At 64.9% G+C, this 19,794-nt stretch carries 17 protein-coding genes; 7 read left to right on the top strand and 10 right to left on the bottom strand.

Annotated features, from left to right (window positions below):
* Positions 1-11: 11 nt before the first annotated feature.
* Positions 12-1,028 carry a zinc-binding alcohol dehydrogenase family protein gene (locus tag N4264_RS10670; protein ID WP_261697014.1) on the bottom strand — a complete coding sequence of 339 codons (1,017 nt, stop codon included), beginning with the start codon at positions 1,026-1,028 and terminating at the stop codon, positions 12-14.
* Positions 1,029-1,321: 293 nt separating this feature from the next.
* On the opposite strand from N4264_RS10670, the gene N4264_RS10665 reads away from it, so the two are divergent.
* Positions 1,322-2,041 (top strand): hypothetical protein, encoded by a 720-nt coding sequence (locus tag N4264_RS10665; RefSeq protein WP_261697013.1) that lies wholly within the window; start codon positions 1,322-1,324, stop codon positions 2,039-2,041.
* Positions 2,042-2,095: 54 nt separating this feature from the next.
* On the opposite strand, the gene N4264_RS10660 is transcribed toward N4264_RS10665, so the two are convergent.
* The 6 genes from N4264_RS10660 to N4264_RS10635 all read right to left on the bottom strand — a co-directional run bounded on the left by N4264_RS10660 (position 2,096) and on the right by N4264_RS10635 (position 7,960).
* The gene (locus tag N4264_RS10660; RefSeq protein WP_261697012.1) at positions 2,096-2,461 is read right to left on the bottom strand and encodes a hypothetical protein; all 366 of its coding nucleotides are present in this window, start codon (positions 2,459-2,461) and stop codon (positions 2,096-2,098) included.
* Positions 2,458-2,964, bottom strand: coding sequence for a hypothetical protein (locus N4264_RS10655; RefSeq protein WP_261697011.1), 507 nt, complete (start codon positions 2,962-2,964; stop codon positions 2,458-2,460). Before N4264_RS10655 ends, N4264_RS10660 begins: the two co-directional genes overlap by 4 nt.
* 162 nt (positions 2,965-3,126) lie before the next feature.
* Positions 3,127-5,253: a hypothetical protein gene (locus tag N4264_RS10650; protein ID WP_261697010.1), complete on the bottom strand. Its 2,127-nt coding sequence runs from the start codon at positions 5,251-5,253 to the stop codon at positions 3,127-3,129.
* 124 nt (positions 5,254-5,377) lie between these two features.
* Entirely contained in the window at positions 5,378-6,073 is a 696-nt protein-coding gene (locus N4264_RS10645) for an alpha/beta fold hydrolase (protein WP_261697009.1), read from the bottom strand.
* A 115-nt stretch (positions 6,074-6,188) separates the two neighbouring features.
* A complete protein-coding gene (locus tag N4264_RS10640) occupies positions 6,189-6,566 on the bottom strand; it encodes a cupin domain-containing protein (protein WP_261697008.1) in 378 nt (125 codons plus the stop codon).
* A gap of 134 nt (positions 6,567-6,700) precedes the next feature.
* Positions 6,701-7,960, bottom strand: a complete 1,260-nt coding sequence (locus tag N4264_RS10635) for an MFS transporter (RefSeq protein ID WP_261697007.1) — start codon at positions 7,958-7,960, stop codon at positions 6,701-6,703.
* A gap of 107 nt (positions 7,961-8,067) precedes the next feature.
* Between N4264_RS10635 and N4264_RS10630 the strand changes: the two genes are divergently transcribed.
* The 3 genes from N4264_RS10630 (at position 8,068) to N4264_RS10620 (ending at position 12,500) form a co-directional block, all read left to right on the top strand.
* Positions 8,068-8,976, top strand: a complete 909-nt coding sequence (locus N4264_RS10630) for a LysR family transcriptional regulator (protein WP_261697006.1) — start codon at positions 8,068-8,070, stop codon at positions 8,974-8,976.
* A gap of 361 nt (positions 8,977-9,337) precedes the next feature.
* The gene (locus tag N4264_RS10625) at positions 9,338-11,113 is read left to right on the top strand and encodes a DUF1800 domain-containing protein (protein WP_261697005.1); all 1,776 of its coding nucleotides are present in this window, start codon (positions 9,338-9,340) and stop codon (positions 11,111-11,113) included.
* 10 nt (positions 11,114-11,123) lie between these two features.
* Entirely contained in the window at positions 11,124-12,500 is a 1,377-nt protein-coding gene (locus N4264_RS10620; protein WP_261697004.1) for a DUF1501 domain-containing protein, read from the top strand.
* 58 nt (positions 12,501-12,558) lie between these two features.
* On the opposite strand, the gene N4264_RS10615 is transcribed toward N4264_RS10620, so the two are convergent.
* Together N4264_RS10615 and N4264_RS10610 are read right to left on the bottom strand one after the other, a co-directional pair.
* A complete protein-coding gene (locus N4264_RS10615) occupies positions 12,559-13,650 on the bottom strand; it encodes a hypothetical protein (RefSeq protein ID WP_261697003.1) in 1,092 nt (363 codons plus the stop codon).
* Positions 13,651-13,962: 312 nt separating this feature from the next.
* Positions 13,963-14,685 carry an ankyrin repeat domain-containing protein gene (locus N4264_RS10610; RefSeq protein WP_261697002.1) on the bottom strand — a complete coding sequence of 241 codons (723 nt, stop codon included), beginning with the start codon at positions 14,683-14,685 and terminating at the stop codon, positions 13,963-13,965.
* Positions 14,686-15,101: 416 nt separating this feature from the next.
* Here N4264_RS10610 and N4264_RS10605 point away from each other — a divergent pair, with 416 nt between their 5' ends.
* Both N4264_RS10605 and N4264_RS10600 read left to right on the top strand, forming a co-directional pair.
* The gene (locus tag N4264_RS10605) at positions 15,102-15,428 is read left to right on the top strand and encodes a hypothetical protein (protein ID WP_261697001.1); all 327 of its coding nucleotides are present in this window, start codon (positions 15,102-15,104) and stop codon (positions 15,426-15,428) included.
* Positions 15,429-15,514: 86 nt separating this feature from the next.
* Positions 15,515-16,576, top strand: coding sequence for a radical SAM protein (locus N4264_RS10600; RefSeq protein ID WP_261697000.1), 1,062 nt, complete (start codon positions 15,515-15,517; stop codon positions 16,574-16,576).
* Between the two features lie 45 nt (positions 16,577-16,621).
* Here the strand turns inward: N4264_RS10600 and N4264_RS10595 are convergent, their stop codons facing one another.
* Complete coding sequence (locus N4264_RS10595; protein WP_261696999.1) at positions 16,622-17,389, bottom strand: hypothetical protein; 768 nt, start codon at positions 17,387-17,389, stop codon at positions 16,622-16,624.
* A 424-nt stretch (positions 17,390-17,813) separates the two neighbouring features.
* Here N4264_RS10595 and N4264_RS10590 point away from each other — a divergent pair, with 424 nt between their 5' ends.
* The gene (locus tag N4264_RS10590) at positions 17,814-19,781 is read left to right on the top strand and encodes a TOL_0244 family TonB-dependent receptor (RefSeq protein ID WP_261696998.1); all 1,968 of its coding nucleotides are present in this window, start codon (positions 17,814-17,816) and stop codon (positions 19,779-19,781) included.
* Positions 19,782-19,794 lie beyond the last annotated feature (13 nt).

Genomic DNA, 19,794 nt, shown 5'->3' with positions numbered 1-19,794 from the left:
AGCGCTATAGGTCACCACCCTTCCAGGACGATTTTCCCGACCGTGCGTCCGGATTCGATGCGCGCATGCGCCTCGCGCAGCTGCCGCGCGTTGATCGGCGTCAGGACCTGGCGTGCCGTGCCACGCACGGTGCCGGCGTCAACCAATGCCGCGATACGCGTCAGCAAACGGTGCTGTTCGAGGCGATCTGCCGTGGAGAACATCGGCCGCGTGAACATGAATTCCCAATGCAGGCTGACGCTCTTCTCCTTCAGCGGCCCTCCCAGGCGAACCGGGCCCGAAGGTTCACTCACCAGGCCGATGCAGCCCTGTGGCGCGATGAGGTCGGCCATCACCTCCCAGTACGCCACCACGTCCACGAGGTTGGCGATGTAATCCACATGCGCCAACCCCAGTGATTCCAGCTGGGGACGCAGCGGCATGCCGTGATCGAGCACCGCTTCGGCCCCCAGAGAACGACACCAGTCGGCACTTTCGGGACGGGACGCCGTGGCGATGACCCGCAACCCCGCCAGGCGCGCCAGCTGGATTACCATCGATCCCAGCCCGCCTGCACCGCCAAGAATCAACAGGCTGCGGCCCGAATGGAATCCGTCCGGATCAATCCCGAACCGGTCAAATAGCAGCTCCCAGGCTGTGATCGCCGTCAGCGGCAGGGCCGCGGCGTGTGCGAAGTCGAGGGACCGTGGCATCGCCGCCACGATGTGCTGGTCCACCAGGTGAAATTGGGCATTGCAGCCCGGCCGCGTGATATCGCCGGCGTAATACACCGCATCGCCCGGCCGGAACAACGTGACCGAGTCACCGACCGCCTCCACCACACCGGCCGCGTCCCACCCCAGCACGCGCGGCGCCGGTTCCACCAGCGCCTTCGGCGCCCGCACCTTCACGTCCACCGGGTTCACCGAGATCGCCTGCACGCGGACCAGCAGATCCGTTCCCGTCGGCTGCGGCACGGGCAGTTCCAGGTCGACCAGGGAGTCGGGCTCGGTGATGGGAAGGTAACGATTCAAGCCGACGGCGCGCATGGGAGTATCTCCGGAGAACGCCAACAGCCTAGCCCCAATGAGTCGTCACCGGAAACATCGCGCACCGCCAAGACAGTCTCTCGTCGTGATTGCGAATCCGCGCTTGCAAAGCGCGGAATCTGCTCCAGGCGGAAAGTGGCAAAGACCGTGCCACGCGTGTACCTGTGCAGAACGCGGCCAATGTGGGAGTATCGGACCGCCAGCCTCGCAGGCTGTGTCATGGCATTGCCCGGGCTGGGTCTTGGTGATCGCGCTGCCGTACCTGTGCTCTTTCCTTTTGCCAAGGAGCAGCCATGCACGCACGACGCACTTGCCTTTCCGTCGCCCTGTTTGTTCTCCCGGCGGTCCTTTTCGCACAGAGCTTCAGCCCCCACCGCAATCCTTCGCCGCAACGGCCGCCGATGGCGTTCCCGCAGACGGCGCAGACCATCGCCCAGTCCAACAGCTCGGCCATCACCGCCAACAATTCGGTGTCCTGCAATGCGCAGGGACTGCACACCGCCAACGGCTACTACCGCGCCTTCACCCTGTCGAAATTTCCGATACTCACCCAGCCCCATTTCCGCATCCAGAACATCACCTATGGGGTCGAACTGGCCAATGACGGCGCCAACGCCGGGCAGCCGGTCCAGGTGAATCTCTACAAGAGTTCCAGCAATCCACCGACAACCGCGTCGCTCACGTTGCTGACCAGCGAATCCACCACCGTGCAGGACACCGCATCAGGCACGCTGGTGAGCGTGCCGATCACGGCACCACCGGTGTTGAATGTCAGCACGGATATCCTCGTCGTCGAGATCTACACGCCGGACGGGATGATCAACAGTCACTCGTTCTTCGTCGGCTCGAACAATGCTGGCGAAGTAGCACCGAGCTACATCAAGGCTAGCGACTGTGGCGTCACGGAGATCACCTCGCTGGCCGCGATCAATTTTCCGGGCATGCAGATCGTGATGTCGGTGACCGGCGACAACGGGGTGCCAGTGGGCTTGCAGTCGTTCACGATCGACTGAACGCTCGCGCGCCGGCGGAGCTGTTCGCGCCGGGGAAACCGGCGCGCCGCGGGTTCACTCCGGGAGGAGCAACGGCCGAAGCCACCGGGCAATCTCGTCCGGCGTCTCGAAACGCCGGGGCTCCTCGTCGCGCGAAGAGTAGTATCCCAGCGGCACCGGGACCGATAGACCCAGCAGCGACATCCGGCCTTCCAGCCCCTTCAGCCCGGCCGTTATGCGGATACTGGCCAGCGCTGCCTCGACTTCGCGCCGATAACTGCCCGGCCCGAACGCCCGTTCGGTGTATTCCCGCAACATCGGTAGCCGGCTTGCCGACGCCAGCGCGGGTCGCCAGGACTCCACCAGCAGCTGCTGGACGGCAACGTCGGGCCGGCCGGCCGCCACCCATGCGTCGGACGCGCCGGGCAGCAGGTTCGTCATGCCTTCAACCACCGCCCCATCCCGCACTTGCCGGGCCTGGCGATCCATTCCTCATCCGGACCAGGCAGCGAGGCACGCCACTCCGGACGATCTGTTCCGTCCAGGATGCCCTTCACACTGCTCACCAGCGAGCGGAGGTCCTCGCCATCCATGTCGGCCATCGCACCGGACTGTGCCAGCGTTTCCACAACGTCCAGCTGACGCCGGACCCGCAGCAGATTTCCGCCGAGCAGCTCGACCTTCAATCGCGCCAGCGCGAGCACGCCTTCCATTTCCCGCCACTGTTCCGGATCACTGCCCGCCTCGTCAGCCCACTTTCCCGTGCTCGCCAGCTCCTCCAGCCGTGCGACCAGGGGTTCGCGATAAGCCGCGCATGCGCTCGACAGGAGTGCCTCGGTCGCCGCCTCGACGGATGCCGAAGCGATTTCCTTCGCCGACAGCCCGCACGCCCGCTGCTCCCACGCAAAAGCAGACAGGGGAACTAGCAGGATCAGAAAAGCCATCCATCTGGACACCATCGGCGCACACCTCAGCAGGTCGGATTACACGACACAGGGTGTCGCGTGCCCCACATGATGCCGGGTCGGATCGGCGATTCCGAGTCGTACGCCCTCCATACGCGTGCAAAAGGCGCCCGTGGCAACAGGCCACGGGCGCGGCACGGATTACGGCGCTGCGTCGAAACCGTTCCGGAAGATGCTGTCCGAGGCCGAGGCCCAGACCGGGCCGGCCGGCGTCACGCTGATGCCCTGCAGGCCGCTGATCAGCGCAACCGGTGCGCCGCCGTTGATCGTGACGCTGCCCCCCTGCGACGCCATGCCCTTGTTCAGCAGGATCGTGGCGCTGCCGCGCGTGGGATGGGTCAACTGCACCGTCCAGCTCATGCCGTTGTCGACCGCGGTGGCGGTGATGGCGGCTTCCGCGCTGTCGCGGCCATGAATCACGTTGATGAAATAGCTTTCCAGCGTGCCGCTGGAATCCAGTTCCAGGCGGTACTGGCCAGCCGGCTCGTCACCGGGCCGGTCTTCGTTGACCAGCCGGTACATCGGCGAGGCCGGCACCAGGGTGCGCAGTTCCGACACCTGTGTTCCCAGCGCCGCCTGCACGCGCGAGCCGGCGATCGTCGGCTGGGTTTCAAAGTGCATGAGGAAGGTGCGACGAACCTGTTCGGGCGCCAGGTGATCCGACAGCGGCGCATTGGCGTTGACCCAGTTGCCGGTGGAGTAGAACGGCAAGGTGGAGTCGGCGCTGCCGCGCATGCGATCAAGCACGATCAGCGCGCCCAGCGGGCGCACGAACAGAAATTCACGCACGGCTTTGTCGGCATAGGGCCAGTCCACGCGACGGCCATTGGTGTTGCGGTAGGACTTGGTGAAATCGACCGCGACGTAGCCGAAATCCGTTGCGTGCTGCACGCGTACCACCTCCGGCAGGCCATCGGGCTGGTCGCCGCGATCTTCGCCGGGTGGAATCACCGTGGGGCCGGTACCGATCCACATCGCCGTCGTACGGCCCTGGAATTGCAGGCCGTTGTGCGCCAGGTGATCCTCCGAGTCGACCGAACCGTTGCCCGCGAATCCGGCGATCTGATCGGAATAGCCCGTCGTTTCGCGGGTGATCCAGCGCCCCTTTCGCCACATCTGGAAATTTCCCGCATCGCGGTGGCGATGCTCAATGCCTCCCGGCGTACCCAGCTGCACGTGAACGGCCGTGGCATTGGCATCGTGACCGGTGCGCGCGTAGAAGACACCCGCGCCCGGCGCGTAATAGTCTGTGGGCAAGGTTGCCAGATCCGCGGCCTGCCCGGTGCCGCCCAGGGCATCGAACATCCAGCTGCGGCCGGCGTTGGTCGCCGCCAGCCAGGCGCGCATGTGCACGGCGTTCCCACTGGTGTTGTCGCGATGCCCGAAATAGCGCGCGAAATCGCCGAGATATTGCCGGTTATTGATGACGCTGCCCTGGCGGAACGATTCGTCGTCATTGAACGGGAACAGCAGTGCGCCGCCCGAGAATCCGTCGGTGATGGTCGTGGGTCCCGGCGTGGTGCCGTAGATCAGGGCGTAGATAGCCTCGCGGAAGAACGGTGTCGCGGTGTAGGGGTCATAGCCGAAATCTGCTGCCGAGGCGAACGGGATGATCGGATACGACAGCATCACCGAGCCATAGTCGGCGCCTTCCACGAAGACGCCGCCCCGGCCGAAATCGCCATACCAGCGACTGAACCAGGTGGACAGTCGCAGATCCAGCGCGTTGTTGATGAATTCCTGGGCACGGGGATTGTCGCCGAAGCTGGCGATGCCCCACATCAGATTGTTGCGGACGCGGCCCCAGAAATAGTTGTTGGCTTCCGATCCCTGGTTGGCGAAACCATCGGCGTTCTCCGTGTCCATGTAGCCGTTCCAGCGCGTCACCAGGGTGGCGATCTGCGGCGCCGTCAGGCGGCTATGGCACCAGTCATAGATGAGCAACAGGCTGTCGCCCTGCTGGCGGATCGCATCGCGGAAACCACCCTGGTCTTCGGCGCGCCATCCCGCCAGGTAAGCGGCCGCCTGGTCGCAATCAGTGGTGTTGTTGGTGAGCAGGCCACGCAGGGCGCGGCCTGCATTGAGCTGCGTGGTGCTGCCGGTGGGCGTGAAGGGAACGGTCTGGTTGTAGGTCCGTGCCTGCGCCAGGCGCGTCGCATTGCCATACCACAGGCGCGGATGGCCCGCGGGAATGTTCAGCGATGCCGCGTGCACCGCGGAGAGCACCAAGCTGGACAGCGCCAGCACACACAAGAGTCGTCGCAACATAGTGGCCTCGCCCACCCGGAGAGAAGTCGGGTTCTTGAGGTCGATGACGCGCCCGGGGAACCGCGGGCGACATGCTCGCTACCGACTCATCCGCCGTTTGCGACGGACGTCACGCTCGACACACTTATTGCAGCAGATCCGCCTGCAAAACCGATGTGTGCCGCGCCAGGCCGAAGTGCCCGAGCGGAAGCGTGGTGCTGCTCCACTCGCCGTCTATCGCCGACGAATGGATGCCGCCCACGGTGCAGATGCCGGTCGCGCACACGATCTCGTCATACCAGGATTTGATCGAATGCACCCGGCGTGCGAGCGGCCGGTCACGCAGTCCCTGCAGCAACGGACTGCCCAGTGAAAGGCCCCACTCGCCACAGGTCGGTGTGGCGACGTTGAACGGGTACAGGCCGCAGCTGCGCAGGCCGCGGTAGGCACCGGCAATACCGATGAAGCTGTCGATGTATCCGGACATGCCCAGGCGCGTGATTTCCCGCGCCAGGAGGGTGACGCCCATGGAATGCCCGATCACGTCCACGCGTCCCGTACAGGACGCCGCTGCGGCGTCGATCAGCGCCTGTTCCACCGGCAGCGCCTCGCTGCCACTGTGGTCGTTGCAGGCGGCGCACACGGATGATCCCCAGCGCGGGCGACGGATGTCCGAGGCAGCGTAGCCGCGGCGCAGCAGCTGGCTGACGGTGGCATCGAAATCCGACGGTGACCCGGTATTGCCGTGCACGAGCACCACCGCATCCACGCACGCCGCTTCGGCAGCCATCGGCGAAACGGCCGCGAACAGCAACGCACAAAAGCCTACTGACACGCGCATGACACCCCCGCGACCGGTGATTCAGCCAGTGCCGCAGTGTCGCACGCCACCACCCGGTGGATAGATGTACGAAAGTACAGTGGGATAACGTACACCCGGCAAGTACAAGGTGCCGTCAGCGGGAAAAGGCCCGCAATTGCTCCTCGATCGAACGCGTCTGCGCGGTCACGGTCGAGCCGGTATGCAAGGTGGACTTGCGCTCCACCAGCAGCACCAGGCATTCGGATTCGGCCAGCGGGCTGTGCGCCACGCCCTTGGGCACGACATACAGGTCGCCTTCGCGCAGCACGACGTCGCCCGCGTGCATCCGCAGTCGCAACTCCCCCGCAAGCACGAGGAACAATTCGTCCTCGTCGGCGTGCGTATGCCAGTCGAGCACGCCCTGGATACGCGCCACTTTCACGTAAGCGTCGTCGACTTCCGCCACCACGCGAGGCGACCAGAGGTCTGTCAGCGCAGCGGCGATCGAACGGGCATTCACGGCAGCGTTCATAGCGGACCCTATTCTCACTCAGCACATCATCGACAGCGTGCGGACGAACACCAGCTCGCCCCAACGCAGCCACAGGTGCGCCAGCACCAGCACCGCCAGGAGGCTGCTGCACCAGATCGCAATGCGCACCGCACTCATGCGGGCGCGCCGCGAACAGCCATCACCGCGCGCGGCACATGCCGGTCGTCGGTGAAGAAACTCACCACTGCCGCGGCAAGGCCCAGCACGATGCTGGCGATCCAGATCGGCTGGTAGTTGCCCGTAATATCAAACCAGCGGCCGGCCGACCAGGCCCCCAGAAAGCTGCCGATCTGGTGGCTCAGGAACACGATGCCATAGAGCGTGGACAGGTGCGTCAGCCCGAACATGTTCGCGACCGCACCGCTGGTGAGGGGAACCGTGCCCAGCCAGAGGAACCCGAACGCGGCGGCAAAGACCAGGGCCGAGGACGGGCTGAGCGGCGCCACCAGGAACACGGCGATCATCAGTGCCCGCCCGGCATACAGGGCACTCAGCAGGCGCGGACGCGACTGCCGGCCACCCCACACGCCAAACAGGTACGATCCGGCGATGTTGAACAGACCCACCAGGGCCAGGGCATAGGCACCGACCCAGGCGGGCAGGCCCTGGTCGACCAGGTAGGCGGGAAAATGCGTGCCCACAAACGCGATATGGAAACCGCAGACGAAAAAGCCGAGGTTGAGCAGCCCGTAGTGCGGACTGCGAAAAGCACCGGCCAGCGCCCGCGCCAGCGGTTCACCGTCACCCGCAGTCGAACCGTTCGCGGCGGACTGCGGCCTGGCCAGCCCCCATGCGGCGATGATCAGCACAAGGAACAGTGCGGCCAGACCGACCAGCGCGTCGCGCCAGCCCAGTCCGGAGATCCACTGCTGTGCGATCGGCACGACGGCAAACTGCCCGAAGGACCCGCCGGCCGTGACCAGGCCAAAAGCCGTGCTGCGATGAGCGGGGCTCACCAGGCGCCCGACCGCTCCCAGCACGACAACGAAGGTCGTCGCACTCAGCGCAAGGCCTACCATGATGCCCAGCGCAGCCATGATGGTCGCGGGCGCCTGCGCGAAGGCAGCGAGCACGAGACCCGCCGCGTATACCACCGCTCCCACGACCAGCACGCACCGTGCGCCCCACCGGTCGCTCAGCGCACCGATGAACGGCTGTACCAGGCCAAACAGCAGGTTCTGCACCGCCACGGCCAGCGCAAACGATTCGCGCCCCATGCCGAAGTCGCGCCCGATCGGTTGCATGAACAATCCGAAGCTCTGGCGTACACCCATGCTGATCGTCACGATCAGTGCGCCGCAGGCAACGGCCAGGATGACGGTGCGGGTCCACGGGCTGGCCGGCTGGCCGTCGGAGGAAACGTCGGTGCGCACGGGCGTACTCTTGGGGGCCAAAGTCGACACACTCGGCAGAGTAGCGAGGTGGGGGCCAGCCCCGACAGTCGCGCGGCGCCAGACACAGAATCAAACAACGGTTGATAATGAACGAGACTCTCAGCGACATCCGCGTGTTCGTCGCCAGCGCCGACAGCGGCCGTCTTGCCGGCGCCGCGCGCGCGCTCGGCATCACGCCGGCAGCAGCCAGCGCAGCGCTCAAGCGACTCGAAGCATCCCTGGGCACCCAGCTCATTTTGCGCAGCACCCGGCAGCTGCGGTTGACCCAGCAAGGTGAGGACTACCTGCCACATGCCCGTGCGGCGCTGCAGGCCCTGGGCGAAGGGCGCCTGGCGCTGGCAGCGGACAGCACGCAGGTCGAGGGTACGTTGCGGATCAGTGCACCCGCTGACCTGGGCCGCAACCGCCTGATGAGCTGGCTGTTGCCATTTTCCGAACGCCATCCCCGATTGCGCTTCCAGGTGACCTTCGACGACGCGGTGGCCGACTTCTTCTCCTCGCCGGTCGACGTGGCCCTGCGCTACGGAAAGCTCAGCGATTCCAGTTTGATCGCGTTGCCGCTGGCGACACTGACACGCGTGGCCTGCGCCGCACCCGCTTACCTGCTGCGCCATGGCACTCCGCCCAATCCACACGCACTGCGCGACCATGCGGCCATTTGCTACATGGTCCATCAGCGACCCGCGGATCGCTGGCGATTCGAACAGGACGGCGAATCGGTGGACGTGGAGGTGGATCCGCGCTGGATCTTCAACGACGCGGAAATGGTGCGCCGCTGGGCCATCGAAGGCCACGGCGTGATCTATCGCATCTGGGCGGACGTCGCGGCTGACATCGGCGCCGGCCGGCTGCAGCGGATCCTGCCCGACTGGGCGGGCGAAACGGTTCCGCTCAGCCTGGTCTACACCGACCGCCGCCTGTCTCCACCGCTGCGGCTGCTCATTGATGAGTTTCGCGCGCGCCGTGACGAGCTGAACGCCGCATCGGTTCCGTAGAAGACGCTCCCGTCACGCACTAATACACTTCTCTTCTATTACACCACCGTGGTGCGTGGACTTGGACGCGCCGTACCCGACGGGCCCCAGCACCTCCCCCATTTTCGGGCAAGGATCATATTGCCGCCCTGCCGGAACACCCGCTGGACCACTTTGCGCGCCCGAATGCCGCGGCCAGACTCTAAATGGCCCCCAAAACACGCATACAAGGATCATTAACAGGCTTTGCGGCGCTTTGGTGTGGACCACTTCCCCCAAGCCGTTCAAATGCCGCGTCACGCGCCCGAAAATCGTGGCGCGCTTCACCCTTCTTGCCAGAATGGCTCACTAGGCTTTGCGCACTTTCGAGTCGGGGGCAATCATGGTGTTCACTGTTGCATGGCGCACGCTGAAGCGTCTTTCCGGAGCATGCCTGCACGCTGGCATTCTCGCCGCCGCGGCACAACCGGCGTTTGCCCAGAGCACGGATCATCGTCCGGACGGGTTGCTGCGCCAGGGTTTCGAATCCATAGCGTCAGGCCCTCACACGGATGCGGAGGCCGCGCGCTTTCTCACCCAGGCTACATTCGGCGCCACGCTCGCGGACATTCAACGCCTGCGCCAGATCGGCTACAACGCCTGGCTCGACGAGCAGTTCGCCGCGCAGCCGTCCTATGAAGAGCCGTTCCTCGACTGGGTAGCCGCCAATGAGGGCGTCGGCAGCGTCTATCAGTACACGCGTCTGGAAACGTGGCTGATCAACAGCATCGGCCTGGTCGATCCGAGCAACCTCCCCCGGGTGCATTCGGACTTTCTGCGCCAACGCGTTGCGTTGGCGCTGTCGGAGATCTTCGTGGTTTCCGACAACGCCTCGGCGCTCGACGTCGAAGCCTGGGCCACCGGCACCTACTACGACATGCTGGTGCGGAATGCATTCGGCAACTACCGCACATTGCTGCAGGACGTCACGCTGCACCCTGCGATGGGTGTCTACCTGTCGATGCTCGGCAACCGCAAGCCCGATCCGGAAGCCAATACGCGGCCGGATGAGAATTTCGCGCGCGAGATTCTCCAGCTGTTTTCGATCGGCCTGTACCAGCTCAATCCCGACGGCACACCCGTCATGCAGAACGGCCAGCCCGTTCCCACCTATGGCCAGATCGTCGTACGCGGCTTCGCACACGTGTTCACCGGATGGACCTACGCGCCCTGCGATCCCAACGAGGAATGCAGCTACTACCCGCCCAACGATCCGGCCTGGCGCACGCCGATGCATGCCATCGAGGACCGCCATGACAACACGACAGACAAACAACTCCTCACCTACCCTGGCGTGACCTTGCCGGGCGGCCGCCTCCTGCACGGAGGCACCGCGCAGCAGGAGCTGGCCGCGGCGCTGGACAACATCGCCAATCATCCCAACGTCGGGCCCTTCATCGGAAAGCAGCTGATCCAGCGGTTGGTCACGAGCAATCCGTCACCGGCCTACGTGCAACGCGTCGCCAACGTGTTCAACAACAACGGGCAGGGCGTGCGCGGCGACCTCAAGGCCGTGGTCAAGGCGATCCTGCTCGACGTTGAGGCGCGCTACGGGCATCTCAATCCGTCGGACCGCTACGGCAAGCTGCGCGAACCCTTTCTCAAGCTGGTGCAACTCTTCCGCACGGTGGGCGTGCGCTCGGACAACCGTCGCGCCTATATGCTCTATGACCCGTTCCAGGAGTATGGCCAGGGTCCGTTGCGCTCGCCGACCGTTTTCAACTTTTTCCGGCCCGACTTTCAGCAACCGGGCGAAATCAAGGCGCTGGGGCTGGTCAGCCCCGAATTCCAGATTGCCACCGACAACCGGCTGATCTCGGCACCCAACCACCTGTATTGGCGCATCTTCTACTACTACCTCGGCAGCGATTACACCTACGCACTGGAACCCGGGCAACCACTGCTCGACTACACGACCCTCAACAGCCTGGCCGCCACGCCCGCGGCGCTGGTGGAACGACTGAACCTGCTCTTCATGTCGGGGCAGATGTCGCCGTTCATGCGCGACACGCTGGTGAACTTCCTGACGACCCTGCCCAACAGCGACGGCGGTCGCCATCGCGTGCAGCATGCGCTCTACCTGCTGCTGACCTCCTCCGAATATTCGATCCAGAAGTGAGTGGCCGACCATGACTGTCAATCGTCGCGAATTCCTGCGCCGCTGCATCCATTCCGCAATCGGCGGCGCCTCGATCTACAGCGCTTTCGGTGGACTGCGCCTGATCGAATCGGCAGCGGCCGCGCAACTGGGCAGCTTTCCCGACTACCGCGCCCTCGTGTGCATCTTCCTGTACGGCGGAAACGATTCGTTCAACATGATCGTTCCGAGCGACCCGCCGCACTACAGCACGTATCAGGCGACCCGCCGCGGCCTGGCAATCGATCGGGAGCGACTGCGTGCGCTGTCGCCGCTCAATGACGGACTACCCGGTGACGGCGCGCACTATGGGCTTCACGAAAACATGCCGGAGCTGGCAGACCTGTTCAATGCGGGCCATGCCGCCGTCATTGCCAACGTGGGCACGCTGCAGTACCCGATCACCGCCGCCCAGTACCAGGCAGGCACGGTGCCATCGCCGCTGCAGCTGTTCTCGCATGGCGAACAGACGACCTTCTGGCAGACATCGCGCGTCGACGACGTGAAAGCCAATGGCTGGGGCGGACGCATTGCCGACCTGCTGCATCCGGGCAATCCGAACCAGCAGCTGACCATGTCCATTTCGCTGTTCGGCGATAACCAGTTCCAGCGCGGCGACAACGTACCGCAGTACGTGATGAGCCACCAGGGCGTCAAACCGCTGGAGTACGAGGAGCGGGAAAGCGCCACTGCCAACGCCGTGTTCAACGCACTCGCCACCGAGGCGCCGCAGCACCATGTGTTCGAACGCGCATTCACCAACGCCATGCGTCGCTCGATGAGCAATTACGCGTTGATCAATAGCGGGCTGCAGGCAGCGACTGACTTCCCGGCGTTCCCGACCTCGGAACTGGGCCTGCAGCTGAAAATGGTGGCGCGACTGATCAGCGCGCGCAACACGCTCAATATGCGCCGTCAGGTGTTCTTCGTGGCCTTGCCGGGCCTTGATCACCACAACGGCCAGCTCACCGCGCACGCGCCGATCCTCGAGGACCTGTCCCGCAGCCTCAAGGCGTTCTACGACGCGACGGTCGCCATGGGCGTACAGAATAGCGTCACCGCCTACACCACCTCGGAGTTTGGCCGCAGTACCTCGATCAACGGTGACGGCACCGACCACGGCTGGGGTGGCCATCACTTCGTCGTCGGTGGCGCGGTGCGCGGCCGCCGGTTCTACGGACGCATGCCCAGTCTGGCATCCACCAACAATCCGGACGATACCGGCTACGGACAGATCATTCCCACGCTGGCAGTGGACCAGTATGCCGCGACGATTGCGCGGTGGTTCGGCGTGAACAACAGCGGCATCAGCGACATTTTTCCGAACCTTGGCCGATTTGCCACGGCAGACCTGGGTTTCCTGTCCTGATGTGGCGAAGCCGCCGGAAGCATGCCCTTCCGGCGGCTTCGAGCCGGGCAGACAGGCGTCAGGCGGCGGAGTCGCGCGCCACGCGCCGCGTAATGAAAACGAACAGAAGTATTGCCAGCACCAGCGAACCACCGGCGATGGCGTAGGTCATCAGCCTCTGCTTGCGCAAACCGTTGAGACGATCAGTGATCAGCGCATCGTTGCTGGCCACCATCTTGTCCCAGAACTCGAAGGAGGCCTGGTGCGCCGCCGTACCGGCCTTGGAAAACTCCGCCGGCGTGATCGTCGTGCTCGGCGACAATGCAATGTCGTTGAGCATGTCGATCAGAAACTTGGTCTTGTCGCCGTAGACATCCAGCGCCAACGGAATGTCGAGGTGGAAGCTCTGCACAATGCCATAGAAATTCTTGTCTTCGTTGAGCGCCGTGTTGGTGCTGGTGAAGACACGTTCGCGATCCGCCTCCTTGAGCATCGCCGCGTACACGGCAAGCTTGGTGCGGTCCTGCGACGAGATTTCACCACCGGCCTTGAGGATGTCGTAACCGTCCATCAGCACGGACGAGAGCCGGTCCTGACTCTGCGGCAAGGCCAGCAGCGTCACGTCCATGATGTAGTAGGTATCCAGGTCCGGATCGAGAATCAGGTTCGACATGTCGCCCGCGTGGGTGATCATGCTGCGCAGGTCCGCAGCGAGATGGAAATGCTTCTCGCGAGACGCGGCCGCCGTGATCGAGTCCTCTTTGCCTTTGAGGTCGGTCCATTCCGGCAGCAGATTCTTCACTTGCGTGTGAACGCGGTTGCGCTTGAGCAGACCTTCCTGCGTGAACTGCAGTGCTTCGCCCAGTTCCTTGTCGATGGCCTGCAGCTCGACGAACGCGGCGTCGACTTCCGCTTCTTTCGCACGCAGTGCCTTTTTCAGATCATCGGACTTGCTGTCCAGGTACTGGTGGGTCAGGAATCCGTGTTCGGAGATCGTCTTGAGCAGCCGTTCCAGCGGTCGCTGGTAACGGTCGCCGTAGATTTCCCACTGGCTGAACCGGATGTCGTAGTTGATACCCTGGACGCCGACGTACAACAAGTAACCCATCGGCGGCAGGAACACGACGCTGGCCAGTAGCAGCTTCTGCCAGATCTTCAAATTCTTGAGCATGACGTACTTCCTCTTCGGACGTGACGATCCATGCCACAAAAAGGGCGGCTGACGGCGCGAGCGTTGAAGAAATACTAGGAGTGACAGGGGGTGGGTCAACACGGTGAAGAAGTACGCAAGTCCCTTTTCCGGCCGCCGGCGCTACGCCTGGCGGAGGAAAATACGCCGCAAATACGCAGATTTCAGGGTTTTTCTCTTATGCGCGAGTGCATCGAATGCGGCCTGCATCCGATTGATACGAACTGTCAAAAACAGTGCCACGCGGTCACGTCGGCGCCGCGGCCCGCCAATCGGGTCGGCGGGTTTTTGGTACTACGGTAATCCGGCGCGCCGGATCAGCTCGGCCGTTCGCGCATCGGCGGGACGCCCCTCCATCAGGCGCGTCAGCACAACGCCACCAGTGCGTGCGCCGGCCGCCAGCAACACCTCAGCCGCGTCGTGATTGCCCGCGAAAAGTGCCAGCGAGAGCGCTGTGTAACCCTGGGTTGTGCGCACCGAGGTGTCGGCGCCCGCCTGCACCAGACGCGTGATGACCGCTCCCGGGCAATGCTGTGCGGCCACCATCAATGCCGTCAGCCCTCCCGGTCCCGGCCGGTCCAGCTCGGCGCCATGACGCAGCAGCACCTCGATCATTGCCAGGGCGCTGGCGGCGCCCCTCTGCCCCTGGCCACGCAGGTTGGCACAGGCGCTGACGGCCAGTTGCATGGGCGACTGGAGCATGCTGGCGCGTGCCTTCACGTCCACGCCGGCCGAGAGCAGTGCCTCGACGATGGTCACATCGCCGCGCAGCAGGGGATCGACCAGGTTGTCCGGCGTCAGCGCCAGCCGGGCGCGGCTGACGATCGCCATCGTCTCGCCGCGACGCATCGCCGGCGCGCCCTCGGTACCTGGCGTGCGCCGCGATGCGCCCTGGAGCGCGCCTGCTACACCCGACACCAGCGCGAGCAGCATCGCAAGACGCATCGCCACGCGGAAACCGGAAACCCGCGCCGTGTTCCGGCCACCAGCAGGCACCACCAGGGAAGGTCGACGCACAGGTTCCTCCTCGAAGCGGGCTCGGCCGCGGCGTGCAGGCTCACGTCTGGAGAACGCCGGCGCAGGATCCATCCGAACACGCGGCAGGCGCCGGGTCGGCCGACACCCTTCCCGGCGCAGCGGCGCGGGTCTGCACTCACCCGCCGCGCGGAAGGCCAGCACTCGCAAGCACCTGATCTGAGTGACCTTTATTCCACTTATCCAGATGGCATATCAATTGCTCTTTCCACTCCGGCAGCTCAGCGCCGGTAACACGGGCGTACCCGTGCGCCACGGCAACTGCGGAATCCGGACGCGGGAGAGAGCACAGAACGGACCATCCGCAGGCTCCCCGGTGCAGTCACGACCACCACCCGTGCCACGCTGACGCTGCCGACGCTCCACATCTGCGGTTTTACCCCTGAGAGGAACTGTCTATGGATACTCCTGTGAAACCCGAAGCGCGCGGCTCGGCAAAGCTGTTCGCGGTCGAAGCGCACGACCGCGACGCCATCACCCGGGCCATCGGCTTCGCCCGCGATGATTACCAGGTGAAGTGGTGGTGGAAGTACGGCCAGCCGGCGATCGATCTGGTCCGCGCCCACTTTGAAGTGAAGGCCGAGAACCTGGGCCCGCTGGTGGACCATCTGATGAAGATGAACGGGCCGGATTTCCAGGTCACGGCGCAGTGCTTCCCCTACGGTATTCCCAAGCCTGATCTGTTCCGGATCGAAGCCGACATCCGCAATCCCGCCCGCGGATAAGGCACCGCGGACCACCGCTTTCATCGTCACCGATGCGCCGGCCTCGGGCGCCATGCCCGGGGCCGGCCAGGATCACGAGGTCACTCATGGGCCCGACCGGCGATACCGTCAATGTCATCCAGATCCATCCGACGCGCCGGTGCAACCTGCGCTGTCAGCACTGCTACTCCACGTCGGGACCGGAAGTGACGAGCGAACTGCCGGTCGAATGGATCGAGGCGTTCCTGGCGGACGCGGCCGCAGAAGGATTCAATGCAATCGGTCTTTCCGGCGGCGAACCGCTCGTCTACCGACCCCTGCCCCGCCTGCTGGCCTATGCACGCTCACTGGGCTACTACACGACCGTCACCACCAACGGCCTGCTGCTCGATGAGCGGCATCTCGCAGCCATCGGGCCGCACGTGTCGCTGGTGGCCATCAGTATCGACGGCGTGCCCGAACAGCATGACCGCATGCGCGCCATGCCGCGGGCGTTCGACCGCATGCGGGCCCGGCTGGACCTGCTGCGAAAAACCGGGCTGCCGTTCGGCTTTATTTTCACCCTGACCTTGAACAACCTGGATGAACTGGCCTGGGTGGCCGAATTCGCGGCCGGCGAAGGCGCCGCCTTGCTGCAGGTGCACCCGCTGGAACAGGTCGGGCGGGCACGCGACTACGCCCTGCTGCCGCCCGACGACCTGGAACTGGCCTACGCCTTCGTGGAGGTTGCGCGGCTGCAGAAGGAATACGGCCAGCGGCTGCGGATCCAGTTCGACGTGGCTGACCGTCCGCTGATCGAGCGGGAGCCCTACCGCGCATTCGCGATTGCAACACCTGATCCCGCGATCAGCCGCGAGCAGCCGCTGGCCGCGCTGGTATCGCCACTGGTGCTGCAGGACGATGGCCTGGTCGTTCCGGTGCAGCACGGCTTCGGACGATCGTTTGCGATTGCCGACCTGGCCGACGGCCGGTTCGCGTCACAAGCCAGCACCTGGAAACGACAGCGCTACCCGGCGTTTCTCGACGTGGCCCGGCGCGTATGGGACGACCTCCAGGCAGCGCCAGCTCACCTGCCGTTTACCAACTGGTATGCGGCCATCACCTCGGCCAGCCAGGACCGGCCGCCGCCGACCGTCGACCCGCCGTCAGCGGTCTTGTCGGCTGCCTAGGTGCAGCGGCGGAACGCCGTAGCGAGTCCGCCGCCGCAACACGCCTCAGTCGACGCTGTACTGCATCAGCGAGACCGGCGTGGCCGCCGTGTTGCAGGCCACGTAGGCCGTGACGCTGGCCTGCGCGCCGGCCGCCAGGGTCAAGGTCCATTGGAAGCCGCCGGTAAAGTCACCCGTGAACGGCAATCCGGAGTTGTCGAAACTGGTGATCGTCGTATCGCTCAGCAAGCCCGGCACGTCGGTTGCGCCGGACACCCACGGCCGCACCATGAACGCGACGGAGCCCGGCGCGCGGTATTCGCATTGCCCTTGTGTGGCGTCATTGATGCGCAGGTAACGGTTGTTGCCGTCGACCACCGCCGCCGTATCGGTACCGGCAGTACCGTTTACGTCAATGTCGGCCATGTGGAAAAGGTGCAGGGTGACCGGGCTGCTGCCCGTGTTGGTCACCGTCATCGTGCTCGTCGTTTCGCCCGCACCGCTGCCGGGCGAGGCCACGACGTGCGTTTTCACGGCCGAGAACCCACGGCCGCCGACGTTGGCCCAGTTGAGCGTTGCCGCAGCCGCGTTGTAGTTCTGCGTATCGGGCGCCGGGAAGAAAGCTTCCTGCGAGTCTCCGTCGACGCGGAACCACCAGCCGGCCTCGAACAACTGGTCGTTCGTGCCTACGCCCGTGAAATTGACGCCCGGCGAAGCGTCGAAATGGCCCGCGGCAATGACGTAGTTGGCGGCGCCGGAGGTGATCGTGCCCTGCGCGAAAGCGTTTCCGGCCAGGAGCGACAGGCACGCGAGCACCATAACGTGTTTCTTCATGATTTCCCCATGTGAATGTGTTTGCGTAGTCCGCCGGAACCATGGCCGCATCGTCCCCCGGACGCATGCTTCCCCGACATGGCGCAGAAGGCGGAACGTCGATCGTTAACCAATTCCACCGGAATCCACAAGAGACCGTGGAGTATTTCGCACTTCGTGGCCGTCGTTGCTACCCGATCGGCACCGTCCGGCGCCCCAGGCCGCCTGGGCCTTGCCGCCGAACGACCGGGGGTTCCACCCCGTCGCAGCCGCCTTCCCTGCCTCACGAGGCGCTAACAAGTTGATTTCTGTCAGTTGTCGGCGGAAGATCCTGGCGTCGATCGAGGTACGCATTCCAGCGCGCACCAGCCACCCTGCCGCCACGGCAACCGCTGGCGCGAAAGGCCCGCACGACCCGGGGCCGGTGGTTCAACCGGGGACGCCGATGGATCTACGTTCCACGCAGTCGACCTGGCCACAGGGGGCTCCGACGGACGCTGCTGCCCCGGCGCCGGCGGCTCGCCGCAACCGGTGGTCCGGCACGGCGATGGCCCTGGCGTACAGCCTGGCCGCTCTCCCCGCCGTCGCGGAGGTTCCAGACATCGGCGACCTTGCCGACCTGTCGCTGGAACAGCTCGGTGATATCGAGGTGATCAGCGTCAATCGGCGCGCCGAGCGGCTCGTGCACGCGCCGGCCTCGGTCTTTGTGATCACGCGGGAAGACGTGCGGCGTTCCGGCGCCAACAGCATTCCGGAAGCCCTGCGCCTGGCACCCACACTCCAGGTTGCCCGCATCCGCGCCAGCGAGTACGCGATCAGCGCCCGCGGCTTCAACACCACCACCACCAACAAGCTGCTGGTACTGATCGACGGGCGAACCGTATACACGCCGTTGTACTCGGGCGTGTTCTGGGACGCACAGGATGTGCTGCTGGAAGACATCGAGCGGATCGAAGTGCTTTCCGGTCCCGGCGGTACCCTGTGGGGTTCCAACGCTGTCAACGGCGTGATCAATATCGTGACCCGTGCCGCGTCCGCCACCCAGGGACTGCTCGTCGCCAGCGCGGTTGGCACCCACGAGGACAAGGCCGCGCTTCGCATCGGCGGCACCTTGCCCGGCAACGGTGCGTATCGCCTCTACGCCAAGTATCTCGACCGGGATTCAAGCATCCTGGCCAACGGCCGCAAGACATTCGACGCGGCGCAGAATGCCCAGGTCGGATTTCGCACCGACTGGAGCAACGGTACGGACGACTACACCGTCCAGGGCGACGCCTATAGCGGCGTTGCGGATCACCCGGTCACCCGTGACCGTCGCATTGAAGGCGCCAACCTGCTGGCGCGCTGGCACCGCCGCTCGGATACCGGCGCGCAGGCAAGACTGCAATGCTACGTGGATCGCACCGAGCGGCTGATCCCCGGCACCTTCGCCGAAACGCTCGATACCGTCGATATCGAATTCCAGCACGCCCTGGCGCCCAACGGCCGCCACCAGTGGTCCTGGGGTGCCGGCCACCGCTATTCGCGCGACGATGTGACCAATAGCGCCGGCCTGGCCTTCATTCCAGGCGAGAAATCCCTTCGGTGGACGAATGTTTTCGTGCAGGACGACCTCGCTCTGGGCGAGCGGATGACCCTGTCGCTCGGCGCGAAATGGGAGCGCAACGTATATACCGGCACGGAATTCCTTCCGAGCATGCGCGCACGGTGGAAGGTGGCCGACGCCCGCACGCTGTGGGCTGCCGTGTCGCGAGCGGTGCGCGCGCCGTCGCGCATCGACCGCGACTTCTTCCTGCCGGGACAACCGCCCTTCGTACTCGCCGGCGGGCCCGAATTCCAGTCGGAAACCGCCGATGTTGCCGAGCTCGGCTACAAGGCGGAAGCCAGTCAGCTGCTGTCGTATTCGCTGACCGCTTTCCACCATCGCTACGACGACCTGCGCAGTTTCGAACCGGTCGCGCCGGGCCGATACGTCTTCGGCAACCGTCAGGAAGGCACCTCCTATGGCCTGGAAGGCTGGCTGCGCTGGCAACCGCTGCCCCGCTGGACGCTCGGCGCGGGCTTTGTCGAGCTGCGCAAGGATCTACGCCAGAAGCCTGGCAGCGGGGATCCGACCGGAACCCGTTCCAACGGCAACGATCCGGAACACCAGTGGAAGCTGCGCTCGACCATTGCCCTTTCACCCAGCCAGGACCTGGATCTCCACCTGCACCACGTGGGCCGCTTGCCGGATCCGTCGGTACCGTCGGTCACTGCGTTAGACCTGCGCTGGGAGTGGCGCGTCCATGACGCCCTCGCTGTCTCCTTGACCGTGCAGAACCTCACCGACGCGCAACACCGGGAGTTTGGCGCCCTCGCCACCGGCAGCTTTTTCGAACGCAGCGCACTGCTGAACCTGGAATGGCGTCCATGAAAACGCAAGGAGC

Origin of the sequence: Tahibacter amnicola (genome assembly GCF_025398735.1) — a bacterium.
Lineage (GTDB): Bacteria > Pseudomonadota > Gammaproteobacteria > Xanthomonadales > Rhodanobacteraceae > Tahibacter > Tahibacter amnicola.
This window is presented reverse-complemented; position numbering and strand designations above follow the sequence as displayed.

What these genes read in the sequence shown, in the direction of transcription:
- N4264_RS10640 (WP_261697008.1), bottom strand. Translation starts at nt 6,566, where the DNA reads ATGAACGCTGCCGTGAATGCCCGTTCGATCGCCGCTGCGCTGACAGAC.
- N4264_RS10595 (WP_261696999.1), bottom strand. Translation starts at nt 17,389, where the DNA reads ATGAAGAAACACGTTATGGTGCTCGCGTGCCTGTCGCTCCTGGCCGGA.
- N4264_RS10645 (WP_261697009.1), bottom strand. Translation starts at nt 6,073, where the DNA reads ATGCGCGTGTCAGTAGGCTTTTGTGCGTTGCTGTTCGCGGCCGTTTCG.
- N4264_RS10660 (WP_261697012.1), bottom strand. Translation starts at nt 2,461, where the DNA reads ATGACGAACCTGCTGCCCGGCGCGTCCGACGCATGGGTGGCGGCCGGC.
- N4264_RS10630 (WP_261697006.1), top strand. Translation starts at nt 8,068, where the DNA reads ATGAACGAGACTCTCAGCGACATCCGCGTGTTCGTCGCCAGCGCCGAC.
- N4264_RS10665 (WP_261697013.1), top strand. Translation starts at nt 1,322, where the DNA reads ATGCACGCACGACGCACTTGCCTTTCCGTCGCCCTGTTTGTTCTCCCG.
- N4264_RS10670 (WP_261697014.1), bottom strand. Translation starts at nt 1,028, where the DNA reads ATGCGCGCCGTCGGCTTGAATCGTTACCTTCCCATCACCGAGCCCGAC.
- N4264_RS10590 (WP_261696998.1), top strand. Translation starts at nt 17,814, where the DNA reads ATGGATCTACGTTCCACGCAGTCGACCTGGCCACAGGGGGCTCCGACG.
- N4264_RS10620 (WP_261697004.1), top strand. Translation starts at nt 11,124, where the DNA reads ATGACTGTCAATCGTCGCGAATTCCTGCGCCGCTGCATCCATTCCGCA.
- N4264_RS10655 (WP_261697011.1), bottom strand. Translation starts at nt 2,964, where the DNA reads ATGGCTTTTCTGATCCTGCTAGTTCCCCTGTCTGCTTTTGCGTGGGAG.
- N4264_RS10650 (WP_261697010.1), bottom strand. Translation starts at nt 5,253, where the DNA reads ATGTTGCGACGACTCTTGTGTGTGCTGGCGCTGTCCAGCTTGGTGCTC.
- N4264_RS10615 (WP_261697003.1), bottom strand. Translation starts at nt 13,650, where the DNA reads ATGCTCAAGAATTTGAAGATCTGGCAGAAGCTGCTACTGGCCAGCGTC.
- N4264_RS10605 (WP_261697001.1), top strand. Translation starts at nt 15,102, where the DNA reads ATGGATACTCCTGTGAAACCCGAAGCGCGCGGCTCGGCAAAGCTGTTC.
- N4264_RS10625 (WP_261697005.1), top strand. Translation starts at nt 9,338, where the DNA reads ATGGTGTTCACTGTTGCATGGCGCACGCTGAAGCGTCTTTCCGGAGCA.
- N4264_RS10600 (WP_261697000.1), top strand. Translation starts at nt 15,515, where the DNA reads ATGGGCCCGACCGGCGATACCGTCAATGTCATCCAGATCCATCCGACG.